Origin of the sequence: Hazenella coriacea, assembly GCF_004341825.1 — a bacterium.
Lineage (GTDB): Bacteria > Bacillota > Bacilli > Thermoactinomycetales > Thermoactinomycetaceae > Hazenella > Hazenella coriacea.
On the sequence record NZ_SMAG01000001.1, the window covers coordinates 465401 to 479858 of the forward strand.

The following is a 14458-nucleotide window of genomic DNA, read 5'->3' on the forward strand; positions in this document are numbered from 1 at the left end:
CACAAGTGAAATTAAAAAGAAAAATCGCCCCCTCAAGTCATCCTTGAGAAAGCGACATATTTCCCCTTAACTATGAATTACTCACCTGCTTCCCAAAAAAATGCTTTAATGCTGCATAGACTTGACTCTTTTCACGGATGACAAAGTGTTTAAATTTCGGATCATGGATATGGCGATAGGCAGTCATAAGTGTTGAATGACGATTATACTGATTGACCTCACCATAACCAAAGATATTGGCGCGTTGCATCATTTCCTTGACGAGCGAGAGACAACGTGGATTATCTGAAGTTAGATTATCTCCATCGGAAAAGTGAAAGGGATAGATGTTGTAACGGTGTGGTGGGTAGCGGGTATCGATGATTTCTAGGGCTTTGCGGTAGGCGGAGGAGCAGATGGTTCCGCCACTTTCACCTTTGTTAAAAAATGAGTCTTCATTAACTTCTTTAGCTTCAGTATGATGGGCGAGGAAGACGATCTCGACTTTTTGGTATTTGGTACGTAGGAATCGAACCATCCAGAAAAAGAAGCTACGGGCGATATATTTTTCGAAAATCCCCATAGAGCCGCTGGTATCCATCATGGCGATGACGACTGCATTGGAGTGGGGAATGACGACATCTTCCCACGTTTTGAAGCGTAGGTCATCAGTCGAAATTCGAGGCTTTTTCTTGCTACCTCGTAAGGCGTTCCGCTTGATGGAGGAAAGTAAGGTTCTCTTTTTATCAATATTGCCCATGAGTCCTTTTTTACGGACATCATTAAACCGGATGTCATCGATCGTCATTTCATCTTGCTCTTTCCGTTCAAGGTTCGGAAGTTCCAACTCGGAGAAGAGTAGGTTTTCTAGTTCGGCAACGGATATTTCTGTTTCATAATAATCTTCGCCTGCCTGATCACCCGCTCCTTGACCTTTCCCAGGACCTGGTTGTTGTTTCTTGGGTTCGCGGGCGAGAGTGTCCCCTACTTGGCTATCTCCGCTTCCTTGACCTGCGTGTTTACTTTTATTGTAGTTGTAACGGAATCGGTATTCCTCCATGGAGCGGATGGGAATTTTTATGATCTGTTTGCCATCAGACATGATGATACTTTCTTCACTGACTAAATCGGGGAGGTTTTTGCGAATCGCCTCTTTCACTTTTTCCTGATGTCGCATCTGGTCTTGGTATCCTTTGCGATGTAGAGACCAATCCTCTTGGGAAACAATAAAAAGAGGGTTCTTCTTCAACTTTTTCTCACCTCCCGTTTCCAACATGGATCACCTTTAGCGGTTGAGTAAGCTACCCACATACCGCAACAACTCATTGGCACTGGCTGGTGTGTATCCATACTCTTCGACCAAACGGGCGATCACTTCATTTACTTTTTTAAGCTGGTTTTCATCAGGAGTTTTGGTGGAGGTAGTAATTTTGACAACATCCTTGAGATCAGCAAATAGTTTTTTCTGAATTGCTTCTCTAAGTCGCTCGTGACTGTTATAGTCAAATCGTCTTCCTTTTCGAGCATACGCAGAGATCCGGATCAAGATTTCCTCACGGAATGCTTTTTTAGCATTTTCTGAAATACCAATCTGCTCTTCGATGGAACGCATCAATTTTTCGTCTGGTTCTAACTCCTCACCTGTGATTGGGTCGCGCATTTTCTGCCAGTTGCAATAGGCTTCAACATTATCCAAGTAGTTTTCCATTAACGTTTTGGCAGATTCCTCATATGAATAAACAAAAGCCTTCTGTACTTCTTTTTTTGCTAATTCATCATATTCTTTGCGAGCAATGGAAATGAAATGGAGGTATTTTTCACGTTGTTCTGGGGTAATCGATGGATGTTGATCCAGACCATCTTTGAGGGAACGTAAGATGTCTAAGGCGTTGATAAATTGAGTATCTGTACGAATCAGAGCGCTGGAGATTCGGTTGATCACATAACGAGGATCAATTCCAGCCATCCCTTCATCCAAAAACTCATTTTGTAATTCTTCGACATCGATCTCTTTCATTCCCTCGACCACTTCACCATCGTAGAGACGCATTTTCTTGAGTAGATCGACACCTTGTTTTTTAGATTCTTTCAGTCGGGTCAAGATCGTAAAGATCGCGGCAGCACGTAATGAGTGGGGAGCGATGTGGACATGGGCGAGATCAGATTGGGAAATTAATTTTTGATATATTCTTTCTTCTTCAGATACTTTTAAGTTATATGGGATCGGCATCACAATCATCCGTGATTGTAACGCTTCATTCTTCTTATTGGCGATAAAGGATTTGTATTCGGACTCGTTGGTATGAGCAACGATCAATTCATCTGCGGAGATCAAGGCAAATCGACCTGCTTTAAAGTTCCCTTCCTGAGTCAGTGATAGTAAATTCCACAAAAACTTTTCATCACATTTTAACATCTCTTGGAATTCCATTAATCCTCGGTTGGCTTTATTCAATTCGCCATCAAATCGATAGGCACGAGGATCTGATTCGGAACCGTATTCTGTAATCGTGGCAAAGTCAATACTACCCGTCAGATCGGCAATGTCCTGAGATTTGGGGTCTGAAGGGCTAAATGTCCCAATTCCTACTCGCTCATCTTCGGATAACAAGATACGCTCGATGGTCATCTCTTCAATCCGATTCCCATATTGTTCCTTCAGACGAAAACGACAAGAGGGGCACAGATTGCCTTCCACTCGAATTCCAAATTCCTTCTCAAATTCAGGTCGAAGTTCAGGGGGAATTAGATTTAAAGGTTCTTCTTGCATTGGACAACCTTTAATCGCATAGACCGCGCCCTCATCGGTTCGGGAGTACTCCTCCAGACCTTTTTTCAACATGGAGACGATGGTTGACTTCCCACCACTGACCGGTCCCATCAATAAGAGGACACGTTTTCTAACATCTAATCGCCGGGCTGCCGAGTGGAAATACTCTTCCACTAAACGCTCAATTGATCGATCGAGTCCAAATAACTCTTTACTAAAAAAGGGATATTTCTTATTGCCTTGTCCGTCGGTTTCCATCCCAGCTTTTGCAATCATATGATAAACTCTTGAATGGGCTGTTTGAGCTACTTGAGGATTCTTTTTAACGATCTCGAGATAGTCGGCAAATGAACCTTCCCACTTCAACTCTTGCTCACGGTTACGAAACTCTGCAATCCGCTTTAAGATATCCATAGTAGCCTCCTTTCCCTTAATCAAAAAATACACCTTAACATGGCGACGTATAGATGAATATTCCATTTCATACTTGTTTCACTTATTAATCTTGTATGAAAACCAGTCATCTAAAGCTAGCGAGTGCAAGGCGATATTTTATACCATATATATGCAATAGCTAGAAGGGTGTTACTTCTATTTTATCAGAAAATAGGGAAAATAGATAGAGAAAACCTTGAGCAATTTGCCAAGGTTTTTCACTATGACGAAGGAAGCAAAGCTTTTATGTAAATAATTGCTCAACATACTTAAACAGAGTTTCTATCTTGCAAAAATACCTTTACCTTCTCGCACAGAATCCAGTAAGTCTTTTAAGCTACCTTCTTGATCCACTGTATAGATAGGCTTCCCACGATCAATGCGATATTGATTAACATAGTAGGTCTTCATCCCTACACTGGATGCAACCATATCTTCTTGCATATCATTCCCCACCATCACACACTCTTCAGGGTGAACACCTAAGCGATCAGCAACTTCTAAATAGTACTCCTCTCGGGGTTTACAGTGATAGGTATCTTCATAAACGGTTATATGTTTAAAGGGTAAGTCATGAACTCCAGCCCACCGCATTCGTTCGACAATCGCAGCTCTTGGGAAAACAGGGTTAGTAGCTACTGCTACATGATATCCTTTTTCCAAAATCACTTCGACGACTTGACGAGCGACAGGGTCATGCCCTGTATGCTTTTGCAACTTTGGAAAATCTTCTTCATAAAATTTTTCAAAGAGTGGCCAGATCTTCTCCAATTTCATTCGAGATTCAGACTCAAATGTACTCTTAAATACTTGCTCATTGGTCAATTCGGGTTGATCACTTTCAATCATAGCTAGGGTAGCTTTCCAAATCATTGGGATGAGCTTGTCTGGTGGGATGATCTCTTTCACATATGGGGCGATCGCTTTCATATATGTTTCTACAAAAGCATGTGTATCCATAGGTAACAACGTTCCATCGAGGTCAAACAAACAAGCTTTTATCATCTCTGTTCCTCACTCTTCTCTTTTTTATTTCACATGTAGTCTATTGGAGTTCTGGAAAACCCAACTGTCTTAGTGCTTCAAAGGCTACAATTGCTACTGAATTAGATAAATTAAGGGAACGAGTAACAGGCCGCATGGGGATTCGAATCAATGTCTCTGCATGGGCCTGTAAAATCTCAGGGGCTAACCCTTGAGTCTCTTTCCCAAAGACTAAAAAATCATCTGCCAGATAACGAACATCTGTGTAAGACTGTTTTGCTTTTGTGGTAGCGCAAAAAAAGCGCCCAGTTGGGTATTTCGCTTTTAATTGAGTAAATGAATCATGATACTCAATATTCAATTCATGCCAATAGTCAAGTCCTGCCCGCTTCAACTTGGTATCATCAATTTCAAAACCCAGTGGTTTGACTAGATGTAGAGTGGCTCCTGTAACTGCACAGGTTCGAGCTATATTCCCAGTATTTTGGGGGATTTCTGGTTCTACTAGTACAATATGAATTGGCACAGTTTCATTCCTTCCCTCATGGAAACTTTCTTTTAATTGTACCTAAAGCTGTGTAGCAGTGTCGATGAGGTAATATTTAACTTCACTATAGAGCATCAGAGCTCGATGTTCCCCCTGGTAAATCAACACTACAGATATCATCTATACAATATGAAAAAAAGCATATCTCGTCTGTGTCGTCCAAGCAGGGGAATCTTGATAGTACCAGTGACGATGACGGCTGTTAAAGGTATGAGCATTCACGAGGGGATCACCTTGATCATCAAAACGGGTGACAATCACGTTATGATTCCATCGTCCATCTCCTTCCCAATCGTAACAAATGACATCTCCTAATTCCAATTGTTTTGCATCCTCTACTTTGACTGTTTGTAAACCTGTTGATCTTTTAGCTAGGAGATAATTGTATAAACTATTGGCTACACTCCAACTAAAACTCCAAGAATCCCGTTTCCCATCGACTCGACGATACCACCAACCTGTATTTCGATTTTTGGTAAACACCATTGGAATTCCACCAGCAAATAAACACTGCGAGATAAAGCTGGTGCAGTCATCCTCAAAGCGTTGATACTGCGGATTGTACGAATTCCAGTAGGTATCAGCATATTGGACTGCTTTTTGCCGATTGTAATGACTTCCTACAAGAGTGATTGTCTGGTTCAACCTTTTTTTCTGATCCATATGCATCTCCTCCAATTTTAACCAACATATGCAATTGGCTAATCATTGGAGCCCTCTTCATTAGAATATAAAAAGAGATAAGCTTAGATCGCTTACCTCTGCTTGTATAATAATTGCATTATTTCTTCTGATCAGGGGAACGCCAACCCTCAAGATTTAATAAATACTCTTTAATGTGAAGACCTCCACCATATCCCACTAGAGAACCATTTGATCCAATGACTCGGTGACAGGGAACCACGATCGAGATCGGATTACGATTATTGGCTCCCCCAACAGCACGTACTGCCTTTGGAGCTCCCATCGCCTGAGCCACTTCCTTATAGGAACGTACCTCACCATATGGGATCTGTTGTAATTGTTTCCAAACAAGCTTTTGAAAAGGTGTTCCATGTAAATCAACAGGTAAATCAAATTCTCGTCGTTTTTTTTGAAAATATTCATGTAACTGCTCTTTATAAGGAAGTACCTCATGATCATTCCGCTCCACTTTAGGTTTCGTAAACCATTGTTTACACCACACTTGGAGACTTACCGCTGGATCACATTTCTTACAAAATGTTAGCTGACACAATCCTTTGTCACTGACTGCCAAGACTAATGTGCCTACTGGGCTATCCATCTGACTCCAAACGATTCTTTGTGTTGCCGCGGACATATTAGGAACCTCCCTACCTGCAATTCTTTCTATTTTACAACGATTTTATGATGTTTGCGAGTGTAAATCTTCAACCATTTTGTTAACTGATTACAGACATGGACTTGGATCAAAGATGAGAATTACCAATCATATTTTAACAACAAATGAAATAAAAAGGGTGAAAAGGACAAATAAAACAGTAACAAGGATAAATTTTTTTCTTGCTATTTCAATGACATGCATGTATTTTTATACTATTAAATGTATTTTATTGTAGAAAAATAGATCACTCAACTCGAGTAAAACGACTAGCAGTCACTAAAAATCACTATATTTGATCCAATTGATTGAGGTGGAGAGATGTTTCTATGGTGAACGACTTTGCGAACACATACAAGAGTGAAGCAGATAAACAACGACCCGACTGAGTTTGTGACTTGACTCATCTAGAGGATCATATTTGAAACATTCTATTGGAAAAGGAAGATTCGATTGACAAAACAACCTACCTTAATTCGTTCCCTCCAACTCTGGCATATCTTTGTCATTGGAGTGGGATATATGGCTCCCATGGCTGTTTTTGATACATTTGGAATTGTCTCCAATGTAACAAAAGGTCATGTTCCGACTGCTTATTTATTAACCGTAGCAGCCATATTATTTACTGCGTTCAGTTATGGAAAAATGGTACAGGCCTATCCTTATGCTGGCTCTGCTTATACATATACCCAACGAACGATAAATCGACCGCTTGGTTTTTTGGTTGGCTGGTCAGCCTTGTTAGATTATTTATTTTTACCAATGATTAATGCGCTTCTCACTGGAATCTATATGTCAGCCGTTTTTCCAGAGCTCCCCCAAGCGGTTTGGATTATTTCATTTGTTATGTTGATCACTGTTATTAACATTTGGAAAATTAATATCAGTGTTTCTTTTAACCTTTTTCTTGTTGTATTTCAAGTATTGGTAGCACTCTTTTTTATTCTTCTATCCGTAAGAGGGCTGATTCAAGAGGGTGGCGAGTTTACCATTCAACCCTTTTATACTGAAGAGATTCAGCTCAATACTTTACTTGCTGGAGCCTCGATTCTTTGTTTCTCATTCTTAGGCTTTGATGCGGTGACTACTTTATCTGAGGAAACCAAGAATCCTACGAAGACCATCCCTCGTGGTATCTTGTTAATTGCTCTCTTTGGTGGGTGTTTATTTACCAGCGTATCCTACTTTGCCCAATCTCTCTATCCCGATGCATCCGTTTTTCAAGATCCTGAAGGTGCATCAGCCGAAATTGCTTATCACATTGGTGGAATCCTTTTTCAATCGATCTTTCTAGCAGCAGCGATCTCTTCCACTTTAGCGAGTGGAATCGCTTCCATGATTAGTTCTTCCCGCTTGTTATATGCCATGGGACGTGACCAAGTATTACCTAAGAAATACTTTGGCTATGTTCATCCACGTTTAGGAACACCTTTATTTAACGTCTTTCTAGTTGGTTTGATTTCACTCTCGGCGGTAGGTCTAGACTTGCTCTTAGCCACTTCTTTTATCAACTATGGCGCCTTAATCGCTTTTACATTTGTTAATCTCTCTGTCATCGCCTATTACTTTCGATCTAAACCGGCTCGCACAGTAAGTTCTTTCTTTCAGTATCTAGTACTTCCACTCATTGGATTTAGCTTTGTCGCGATCTTTTGGTTTAGCTTACACATGCACTCCATATTGTTAGGACTAAGCTGGACATTGATTGGTTCGATTTATCTCCTTGTTATTACCCGTTTTTTCACCCGTCCACTCCCTGAATATACCTTTCTAGCCGGAGAATAGGGCAAAAAAGAGTCTCTCAATCAAGCCAAACGTAAAGGCTCTTACTTTGAGTACATAACATAAAGTAAGAGCCTTATTTTTTGATTCTTGATCCTTTTGAACTCATCGCGCAAGAAATTTTACTGTACCCACTAAGATCTGATAAATTCTTCTATTGGAATTGGCGTTACGTTCCCTGATTCCCAATCAGACCGCAAGGTAGCATAAGATACAGAATCGTAAAGTTGGTTTGCTTGTCTCCATGCTTGTCGATGATAACCCTCCATGACATATTTACACGATGCTAATGTTCGACGCATGGGGTGGTTGTCAACTCTTGTATGGGCTTCGACTCGAATAAGATTCATACATGTTTGAAATAGATAGGTAGTTAGCCAATTGACTGCTTGCTTTCCAAAACCCTTTCCTCGAAAGTCTGAACTAATTCGGAGATCAAAAAGTGCAATTGGATCTTCAAGGTCAAATAACCGCATAAAACCTACCGTTTGATCACCCTCACGAATTAGAAAGGATTTTGTGTCAATACCAGTATAAAACCCTCGTTCAAAGGCGTTGACAACCATTTGTTGGCTAACGATTGGCTGACCATGAAACTCCCAACGTTCAGTGGTAAGAAAAGAAATCAGTTCGTCTAAATGATTGGGTTGAAACGACACAAATTTTAAAGACACTATTTTTCTCCCTATCCCCATAGTTTCGCAGAAAAGAAATAATATTATACTTTGAATCTCTTCTATTGCCGTTCACAGCCCTTTGAGGACTTTGGATAAATCAAAGTGGAACAAATCACTATTACGGCTTTACAGTTGATTCCTCGATCAATTCAAATGCATGGTGGATTTCTTGGATCACTTCTTGTTTTGTCTCTTTCTCCAACGCCTTTCGTAATGCCTCTTTCGCATCATCCCCACCGATTTTACCTAAAGCCCAAGCAGCAGTTCCACGAATGACGGGACGAACATCTTGCTGAAGTAACGAGACTAAGTCAGGAATCGCCGACTGGTCTTTGAAATGGGCTAACGCAATGATGGCATTTCGCTGGATCGGCTTTTTCCCGCGCCATGAACCGGACATTTCTCCAAAATGCTCCTTAAATTCACGATTGCTCATCGATAATAAGGGTTTGAGAAGCGGTTTGACTCGTTCCGGATCAGGGGTAAATTCAACATGGTGATCAAAGTGAAGCCGACGATTTTTTGGACAAACCGTTTGGCAAGTATCACAACCATAGAGACGATTTCCTAACTTTTCTCGATAAATCTCAGCAAGGAACCCCTTGGTTTGTGTAAGATAAGCGATACAGGCTTGGGCATTAAGTTGACCTGGTTGGACAAGGGCTCCAGTCGGACAAGCATCCATACAGCGGGTACATTCCCCACAACTTTCTGTAACAGGTTCGTCTGGAGGAATGTAGACATCAAGAATCATCTCCCCTAGGTAAACCCATGAGCCGAACTCGTCTGTGATCAGTGATGTGTTTTTTCCGGTGAAGCCGATCCCAGCCCGTTCCGCAACAGCTCGATCGGAAAGCGCACCTGTATCGACCATCACTTGGGTTCGTACATCTGGAACCCATTGATGAATGGCTGTTTCAAGTGCATGTAGTTTTTGGCGTAATACATGATGGTAATCTTGTCCCCATGAAGCACGACAAAAAATACCCCGATACGCTCCAGCTTCCGAACGAGGCGGATTTTTTAATTTAGAAGGATAGGCGAGGGCAATAGCAATAATCGTCTTCGCTTCAGGAAGTGATAAGGATGGTTGGACTCTTTTTTCAATGTCTGGTTCTTCAAAACCGGACGCATACCCTTTTTCTTGACTCTCTATCAGTCGTTCTCTAAGTTCGATAAAAGGGTCTGCACTAGCAAAACCGATCTTGTCGATCCCTAGTTCTTTCGCTTTAGTGATAATCTTGTTCTTTAACTCTATGAGTTGCACCTCTCCCACCTCCTTAAAGTTTCTATATCCATAGAAATTATCTAGGTACAGCCGCTCGTGCTAGTTCATCACAGCGATTATTAAGTTCCACATCGCTATGACCTTTTACTTTGATGAACTCGACTTGATGTCGTTCCACTTGACGGAGAAGTTCTTGCCAGAGATCTTTATTTTCAACAGGCTTCTTGGATGATGTTTTCCAGCCGTTTTTTTCCCAGTTCACGTACCATTTTTGTTTGAAACAATTTACGATATATGCACTATCTGAATGAAGTTTAACCACACAAGACTCTTTTAATCCTCGTAAAGATTCAATCACGGCGGTTAACTCCATTCGATTATTCGTTGTGTTTGCTTCACCGCCTGAAATCTCCTTACGATGGGAACCATAAAGAAGAACAGCAGCCCAACCACCGGGTCCAGGGTTATTCGAACAAGCTCCATCCGTATAGATCACCACTTGTTTCATCTCAATTCCTCCTATTTAGATAGACTCCACATCCACAAAAGCTTTCTGTTATGATATATTTATTTGATAAATCTTTACAAACCCTCCATCCCACATTGAATTCTATTTCGTATGTTTTAATTAAAGGAGTTGAACCTGGATGGGAATTTTACAGATCCCTTTTCTTGTCTCTGACTTAGACGGCACCTTATTGAGTAGCTCCAAACAAATATCAAAAGTAAACCAGACAAGCCTCACTCAATTTCAAAGTTTGGGAGGCCAGTTTACGATCGCAACGGGTCGGACCTATTTTGAAGCGGCTCGATTTATTCAACAAATGAATGTGCAACTCCCAGTGATCCTTTGTAATGGTGCTATGATCTATGATCCTGCACATCATCAACATATTCCTGTTCATACACTATCACGTAATCTTTTGATGGATATTATTCATGAGCTACAAACTCATTTACCTTCATCGATGGATATTTTTGCTTATAGTAAAGATCTTGTTTATGCAACTCAAGTCGGGGAGATTACAACATCCGCTTTAGAAGGTGATGATTCCCACTTTCGCTTAGAGATGATCTCCACTTTCGATCAATTGCCCCATGATGCCATTTGGATCAAAGTGGTTTGTATAGGTGGAGATGAAGAGATGGAACAGCTGATCCAATGGGCAGAGACTAAAAAAGAACTCCCACTTGAATTCGTCCCTTCGTCTGACAATTATTTTGAAATCCTTCCTCAAGGGGTATCGAAAGGGAATGCTCTATTACAACTCATTGATCAGATTGATTTAACCCCTGAGCAAACAGCTGCGATTGGTGATCACTGTAACGATTTGTCGATGTTAGGATCTGTGGGCTTATCTGCGGCCGTTTCAAATGCTCATCCTTCAGTGATCCAGCAAGCAAAAATTACGGTTCCTTCAAATAATGAGCATGGAGTCTCTCATCTTGTCCATAATCATCTCATAACCATTCAATCTAAAAATATTTTCTAGTAATGAGAAAAGAGACCGTCTATACATAGAGGTCTCTTTTCTGTGTGTTGGTCGGGATGACAGGATTCGAACCTGCGACCCCCTGGTCCCAAACCAGGTGCTCTACCAAGCTGAGCCACATCCCGATAAAATATGTGAGTTTTTGAAGTACAAGATTCATGATGATAAAGTGGTCGGGACGACAGGATTCGAACCTGCGACCCCCTGGTCCCAAACCAGGTGCTCTACCAAGCTGAGCCACGTCCCGATCATACTATGCGAGTCATTTGGAGTAAGCGATTCATGATGATGAAATGGTCGGGACGACAGGATTCGAACCTGCGACCCCCTGGTCCCAAACCAGGTGCTCTACCAAGCTGAGCCACGTCCCGATCTCTATGAATTACCCAAGCGACAAGTTATAATTTATCATGGTTTAATCTATATGTCAATGGTAATTTTAAAAATCGTATAAGATTAATCAAAATCCTTCATCATCATCAAAAAATCCTTTGTTATCAGTCGTTGGATTGTTTACAATTCCTAATAAAACCAAAATCCCTAACCCTGCATTCACAATTTGTAGATATTGTTGCTCAATAATCTCAAATCCAAGTGCTTGAAGTAAGATAAATACATATGCAGAAAAGGAGACCCAAAATCCATAGTTTCGAAAACGATTGAACCAATCCATCTAGCACACCTCAACACTTCTTTCAGATCTATACCATTCTATGAAAAAAAGCGTGAAACTATGTCCAATGGGGGCACTAACATTTTTCACATAAAAACCATGTTCTAACAATAACAATGAAAAATGACCTGTTAGAAAACATGTTCCTAACAGGTTGGTTTTAGCAAACTTTATTTAATAGATACAATAAGAGCTTGTTCATAGATGACTGTTTTCGATTTTTAATTCACTTCATTTATACAAATAAGTTGATATTCGATTGCTCTGCATCCGCTAGATAAGAAGCCACGCCAGCGTACTCAATCCCATCGATTAACTCTTCTTTGGTAATACCCAACACGTCCATCGACATGGTACAGGCAACGATCTTAATATCTAGTTCCTTCGCTAACTCCATCAGCTCTTGTAATGATACAATGTTCTTTTTCTTCATGATCCCTTTCATCATCTTGGCACCCAAACCACCCATATTCAGTTTGGAAATACCAAGACGCTCAGGACCTTTAGGTAGAATCCAACCGAACATCTTCTCTACAAAAGGTTTTTTTACAGGTTCAGCATTTTCTTTCCGCAGAATATTTAATCCCCAAAAAGTAAAAAACATCGTCACTTCTTTACCCATTGCCGCTGCACCTGTTCCGATAATAAAACTAGCAATCGCTTTATCTAAATCACCACTAAAAACGACTAAAGTAGATTTATCTGAAAGGCTTTGACTCATCCTAATCACTCCTTTCGAACTTTATATGATCCCGTTGGGTCGCTGCTTCTCTGTCTCACTCCCATAGCGTATACGCAAAAGTCGTTCGTCAGAGAAACACCGCCCCTCCAAGGTTCATTGAATCAAGCCACTTAATTTCTAATTCATTCAAGTTGTTTTGTTCAAGTTCAGTAAAGATTAAAATTCCTTAACTCCGCTCCCCTCTTTGATTCTAGAAGGAGGCAACAAGGAGCGAAGCCTTATCTAAGAAGGATTTCCTCCTCATTTCCTTTAGTAAAGGTTTACGCTTTTTGAATCCAGAATACATAAACACCATCGTTCTCTTTGCTATCCAACATTTGATGTCCTGTTGATTTGGTCCATGAGGTTAAGTCATTGACTGAACCACTATCTGTCGTTTGAACTTCTAGAATATCACCTGATTGTAAGGTATCCATCGCTTTTTTAGTTCTTACAATTGGCATGGGGCAGGATAATCCTCTTGCATCTAAAACTTTTGTTGCTTGCATCTTAATCCCTCCAAGTATTTGACTGTAATATAAAATCGAGTAGACTTTTAAATACATCCACTATCTACTTATACCCGTATAGGTATATTATACTCATATAAAAAAAGCTGTCAACTCCTAGTCGAAAAGCTTTATCTACTTTTCACTAAGAGGTCAACAGCTTCTTTTACCATCTTACTATGATCGAGTTCACCTTCATCGATCTGGGCACGGATGCAATGTTCTAAGTTGGTACCTACAATCAATCCCATCGTACGGTCTAAAGCTGTTCGGGCAGCAGAAAGTTGAGAAACAACGTCTTTACAACCTTTTTCTTCCTCAATCATCCGTAGAACGCCACGAATTTGTCCTTCAATCCGTTTTAATCTATTTTTCATCTCTGGAGTATATTCCATCTCTACTCCCCCCCCTACTTATACCAGTATAGGAATAGTAATATATATAGATACAGATGTCAAATGTAGCAAGATTTTTAATATTAAATGATTGTATTTTATATATGTGACTACTAACCTTAAATAATAAGGCGTCCTTTTAATTGGAGAAGATATTGTTAACGTTTTAGAATTAGAGTAATCAGTAATTTATTAAGTAAAATAATATATGGAGGTTTTGAAATGGATCAATTCATGAAACGAGCCGTAGAACTAGCGGTAGAAAATGTTCGTGACGGTGGGCAACCGTTTGGTGCAGTACTTGTGAAAAATAACACTGTTGTAACTGAAGGTGTGAATGAGTTGCACAAAACGTATGATGTTAGTGGACATGCGGAATTACTGGCGATCCGGCGTGCACAAGAACAATTACAAACGAATGATCTGTCAGGTTATACAATGTATGCAAGTGGGGAGCCTTGTCCAATGTGTCTATCAGCAATATACTTTGCGGGGATCGAAAAGGTTATTTATTGTGCATCAGTTGAGAATGCGGTTGAAGCGGGATTGGGGCAAGCGAAAGTGATCTATGAGGACTTACAAAAAAATAAAGCAGATCGCACACTTTCAATGGTACAAATACCTTTGAATGAAGGGCAAGAAAATCCGATGAAGCTTTGGAAGGAGCGATCATAGCCTGAAAAACTGTGGGTTTTATCATAAAGCACCGATTCATCTTCTATGGGAAGATGAATCGGTGCTTCGGACGAGAGAGGGCTCTTACCCTCTCACAAGTCAGACAACTCTTTAAAGTATTGTTTCAGGAAAGGTTCAATCATCTTACTAGCATCGGTGTTCTCTCTACAATTTTAGCTGTAGAATCAATTCTGCATATAGCAGGGTGTAAAATCTTTTTCGTACTATATGAAATTTCTCCTTGTGTA

Annotated in this window: 16 protein-coding genes and 3 tRNA genes; 3 read left to right on the plus strand and 16 right to left on the minus strand. The window is 40.4% G+C overall.

The features are described 5' to 3' along the window. Positions 1-70: 70 nt before the first annotated feature. The 6 genes from yhbH to EDD58_RS02260 all read right to left on the minus strand — a co-directional run bounded on the left by yhbH (position 71) and on the right by EDD58_RS02260 (position 6036). Positions 71-1228 carry a sporulation protein YhbH gene (yhbH, locus tag EDD58_RS02235; protein ID WP_243648619.1) on the minus strand — a complete coding sequence of 386 codons (1158 nt, stop codon included), beginning with the start codon at positions 1226-1228 and terminating at the stop codon, positions 71-73. Positions 1229-1264: 36 nt separating this feature from the next. After that, entirely contained in the window at positions 1265-3163 is a 1899-nt protein-coding gene (locus EDD58_RS02240; protein ID WP_131923206.1) for a PrkA family serine protein kinase, read from the minus strand. A 303-nt stretch (positions 3164-3466) separates the two neighbouring features. Then, positions 3467-4189 (minus strand): HAD family hydrolase, encoded by a 723-nt coding sequence (locus EDD58_RS02245; protein ID WP_131923207.1) that lies wholly within the window; start codon positions 4187-4189, stop codon positions 3467-3469. Between the two features lie 40 nt (positions 4190-4229). Next, positions 4230-4694, minus strand: coding sequence for a tRNA (cytidine(34)-2'-O)-methyltransferase (locus EDD58_RS02250; protein WP_131923208.1), 465 nt, complete (start codon positions 4692-4694; stop codon positions 4230-4232). A 141-nt stretch (positions 4695-4835) separates the two neighbouring features. Next, positions 4836-5378: an amidase domain-containing protein gene (locus EDD58_RS02255; RefSeq protein ID WP_165875756.1), complete on the minus strand. Its 543-nt coding sequence runs from the start codon at positions 5376-5378 to the stop codon at positions 4836-4838. Positions 5379-5496: 118 nt separating this feature from the next. Beyond that, positions 5497-6036, minus strand: coding sequence for a methylated-DNA--[protein]-cysteine S-methyltransferase (locus EDD58_RS02260; protein ID WP_131923210.1), 540 nt, complete (start codon positions 6034-6036; stop codon positions 5497-5499). A gap of 474 nt (positions 6037-6510) precedes the next feature. Here EDD58_RS02260 and EDD58_RS02265 point away from each other — a divergent pair, with 474 nt between their 5' ends. Beyond that, a complete protein-coding gene (locus EDD58_RS02265) occupies positions 6511-7842 on the plus strand; it encodes an APC family permease (RefSeq protein WP_131923211.1) in 1332 nt (443 codons plus the stop codon). Between the two features lie 131 nt (positions 7843-7973). Here the strand turns inward: EDD58_RS02265 and EDD58_RS02270 are convergent, their stop codons facing one another. The 3 genes from EDD58_RS02270 to rnhA form a co-directional block, all read right to left on the minus strand. Then, positions 7974-8513, minus strand: coding sequence for a GNAT family N-acetyltransferase (locus EDD58_RS02270; protein WP_165875757.1), 540 nt, complete (start codon positions 8511-8513; stop codon positions 7974-7976). A 121-nt stretch (positions 8514-8634) separates the two neighbouring features. Beyond that, positions 8635-9783, minus strand: coding sequence for a tRNA epoxyqueuosine(34) reductase QueG (gene queG / locus EDD58_RS02275; protein WP_131923213.1), 1149 nt, complete (start codon positions 9781-9783; stop codon positions 8635-8637). A gap of 37 nt (positions 9784-9820) precedes the next feature. Next, positions 9821-10252, minus strand: coding sequence for a ribonuclease HI (rnhA, locus tag EDD58_RS02280; protein WP_131923214.1), 432 nt, complete (start codon positions 10250-10252; stop codon positions 9821-9823). Positions 10253-10391: 139 nt separating this feature from the next. On the opposite strand from rnhA, the gene EDD58_RS02285 reads away from it, so the two are divergent. After that, positions 10392-11237 (plus strand): Cof-type HAD-IIB family hydrolase, encoded by an 846-nt coding sequence (locus EDD58_RS02285; RefSeq protein ID WP_131923215.1) that lies wholly within the window; start codon positions 10392-10394, stop codon positions 11235-11237. Between the two features lie 48 nt (positions 11238-11285). Here EDD58_RS02285 and EDD58_RS02290 read toward each other — a convergent pair. From EDD58_RS02290 to EDD58_RS02320, 7 genes are all read right to left on the minus strand, one after another. Beyond that, positions 11286-11362, minus strand: a tRNA-Pro gene (locus tag EDD58_RS02290). Positions 11363-11407: 45 nt separating this feature from the next. Next, a tRNA-Pro gene (locus EDD58_RS02295) sits at positions 11408-11484 on the minus strand. A 47-nt stretch (positions 11485-11531) separates the two neighbouring features. After that, positions 11532-11608 (minus strand) — tRNA-Pro (locus EDD58_RS02300). 89 nt (positions 11609-11697) lie between these two features. Continuing rightward, positions 11698-11910: a phage holin gene (locus EDD58_RS02305; protein ID WP_131923216.1), complete on the minus strand. Its 213-nt coding sequence runs from the start codon at positions 11908-11910 to the stop codon at positions 11698-11700. Between the two features lie 235 nt (positions 11911-12145). Next, positions 12146-12631, minus strand: a complete 486-nt coding sequence (locus tag EDD58_RS02310; RefSeq protein WP_131923217.1) for a DsrE/DsrF/DrsH-like family protein — start codon at positions 12629-12631, stop codon at positions 12146-12148. 281 nt (positions 12632-12912) lie between these two features. After that, the gene (locus EDD58_RS02315) at positions 12913-13140 is read right to left on the minus strand and encodes a sulfurtransferase TusA family protein (RefSeq protein WP_131923218.1); all 228 of its coding nucleotides are present in this window, start codon (positions 13138-13140) and stop codon (positions 12913-12915) included. Positions 13141-13271: 131 nt separating this feature from the next. Next, positions 13272-13535 (minus strand): metal-sensitive transcriptional regulator, encoded by a 264-nt coding sequence (locus EDD58_RS02320; protein ID WP_131923219.1) that lies wholly within the window; start codon positions 13533-13535, stop codon positions 13272-13274. A gap of 222 nt (positions 13536-13757) precedes the next feature. On the opposite strand from EDD58_RS02320, the gene EDD58_RS02325 reads away from it, so the two are divergent. Then, on the plus strand, positions 13758-14210 hold the full coding sequence (locus EDD58_RS02325) for a nucleoside deaminase (protein WP_131923220.1): 453 nt from the start codon (positions 13758-13760) through the stop codon (positions 14208-14210). Positions 14211-14458 lie beyond the last annotated feature (248 nt).

Bases quoted from the DNA above. Each gene is read 5' to 3' on its own strand.
- EDD58_RS02310 (WP_131923217.1), bottom strand. From the start codon at position 12,631: ATGAGTCAAAGCCTTTCAGATAAATCTACTTTAGTCGTTTTTAGTGGT.
- EDD58_RS02240 (WP_131923206.1), bottom strand. From the start codon at position 3,163: ATGGATATCTTAAAGCGGATTGCAGAGTTTCGTAACCGTGAGCAAGAG.
- EDD58_RS02305 (WP_131923216.1), bottom strand. From the start codon at position 11,910: ATGGATTGGTTCAATCGTTTTCGAAACTATGGATTTTGGGTCTCCTTT.
- EDD58_RS02315 (WP_131923218.1), bottom strand. From the start codon at position 13,140: ATGCAAGCAACAAAAGTTTTAGATGCAAGAGGATTATCCTGCCCCATG.
- rnhA (WP_131923214.1), bottom strand. From the start codon at position 10,252: ATGAAACAAGTGGTGATCTATACGGATGGAGCTTGTTCGAATAACCCT.
- EDD58_RS02325 (WP_131923220.1), top strand. From the start codon at position 13,758: ATGGATCAATTCATGAAACGAGCCGTAGAACTAGCGGTAGAAAATGTT.
- EDD58_RS02245 (WP_131923207.1), bottom strand. From the start codon at position 4,189: ATGATAAAAGCTTGTTTGTTTGACCTCGATGGAACGTTGTTACCTATG.
- EDD58_RS02320 (WP_131923219.1), bottom strand. From the start codon at position 13,535: ATGGAATATACTCCAGAGATGAAAAATAGATTAAAACGGATTGAAGGA.
- EDD58_RS02260 (WP_131923210.1), bottom strand. From the start codon at position 6,036: ATGTCCGCGGCAACACAAAGAATCGTTTGGAGTCAGATGGATAGCCCA.
- EDD58_RS02285 (WP_131923215.1), top strand. From the start codon at position 10,392: ATGGGAATTTTACAGATCCCTTTTCTTGTCTCTGACTTAGACGGCACC.
- EDD58_RS02255 (WP_165875756.1), bottom strand. From the start codon at position 5,378: ATGGATCAGAAAAAAAGGTTGAACCAGACAATCACTCTTGTAGGAAGT.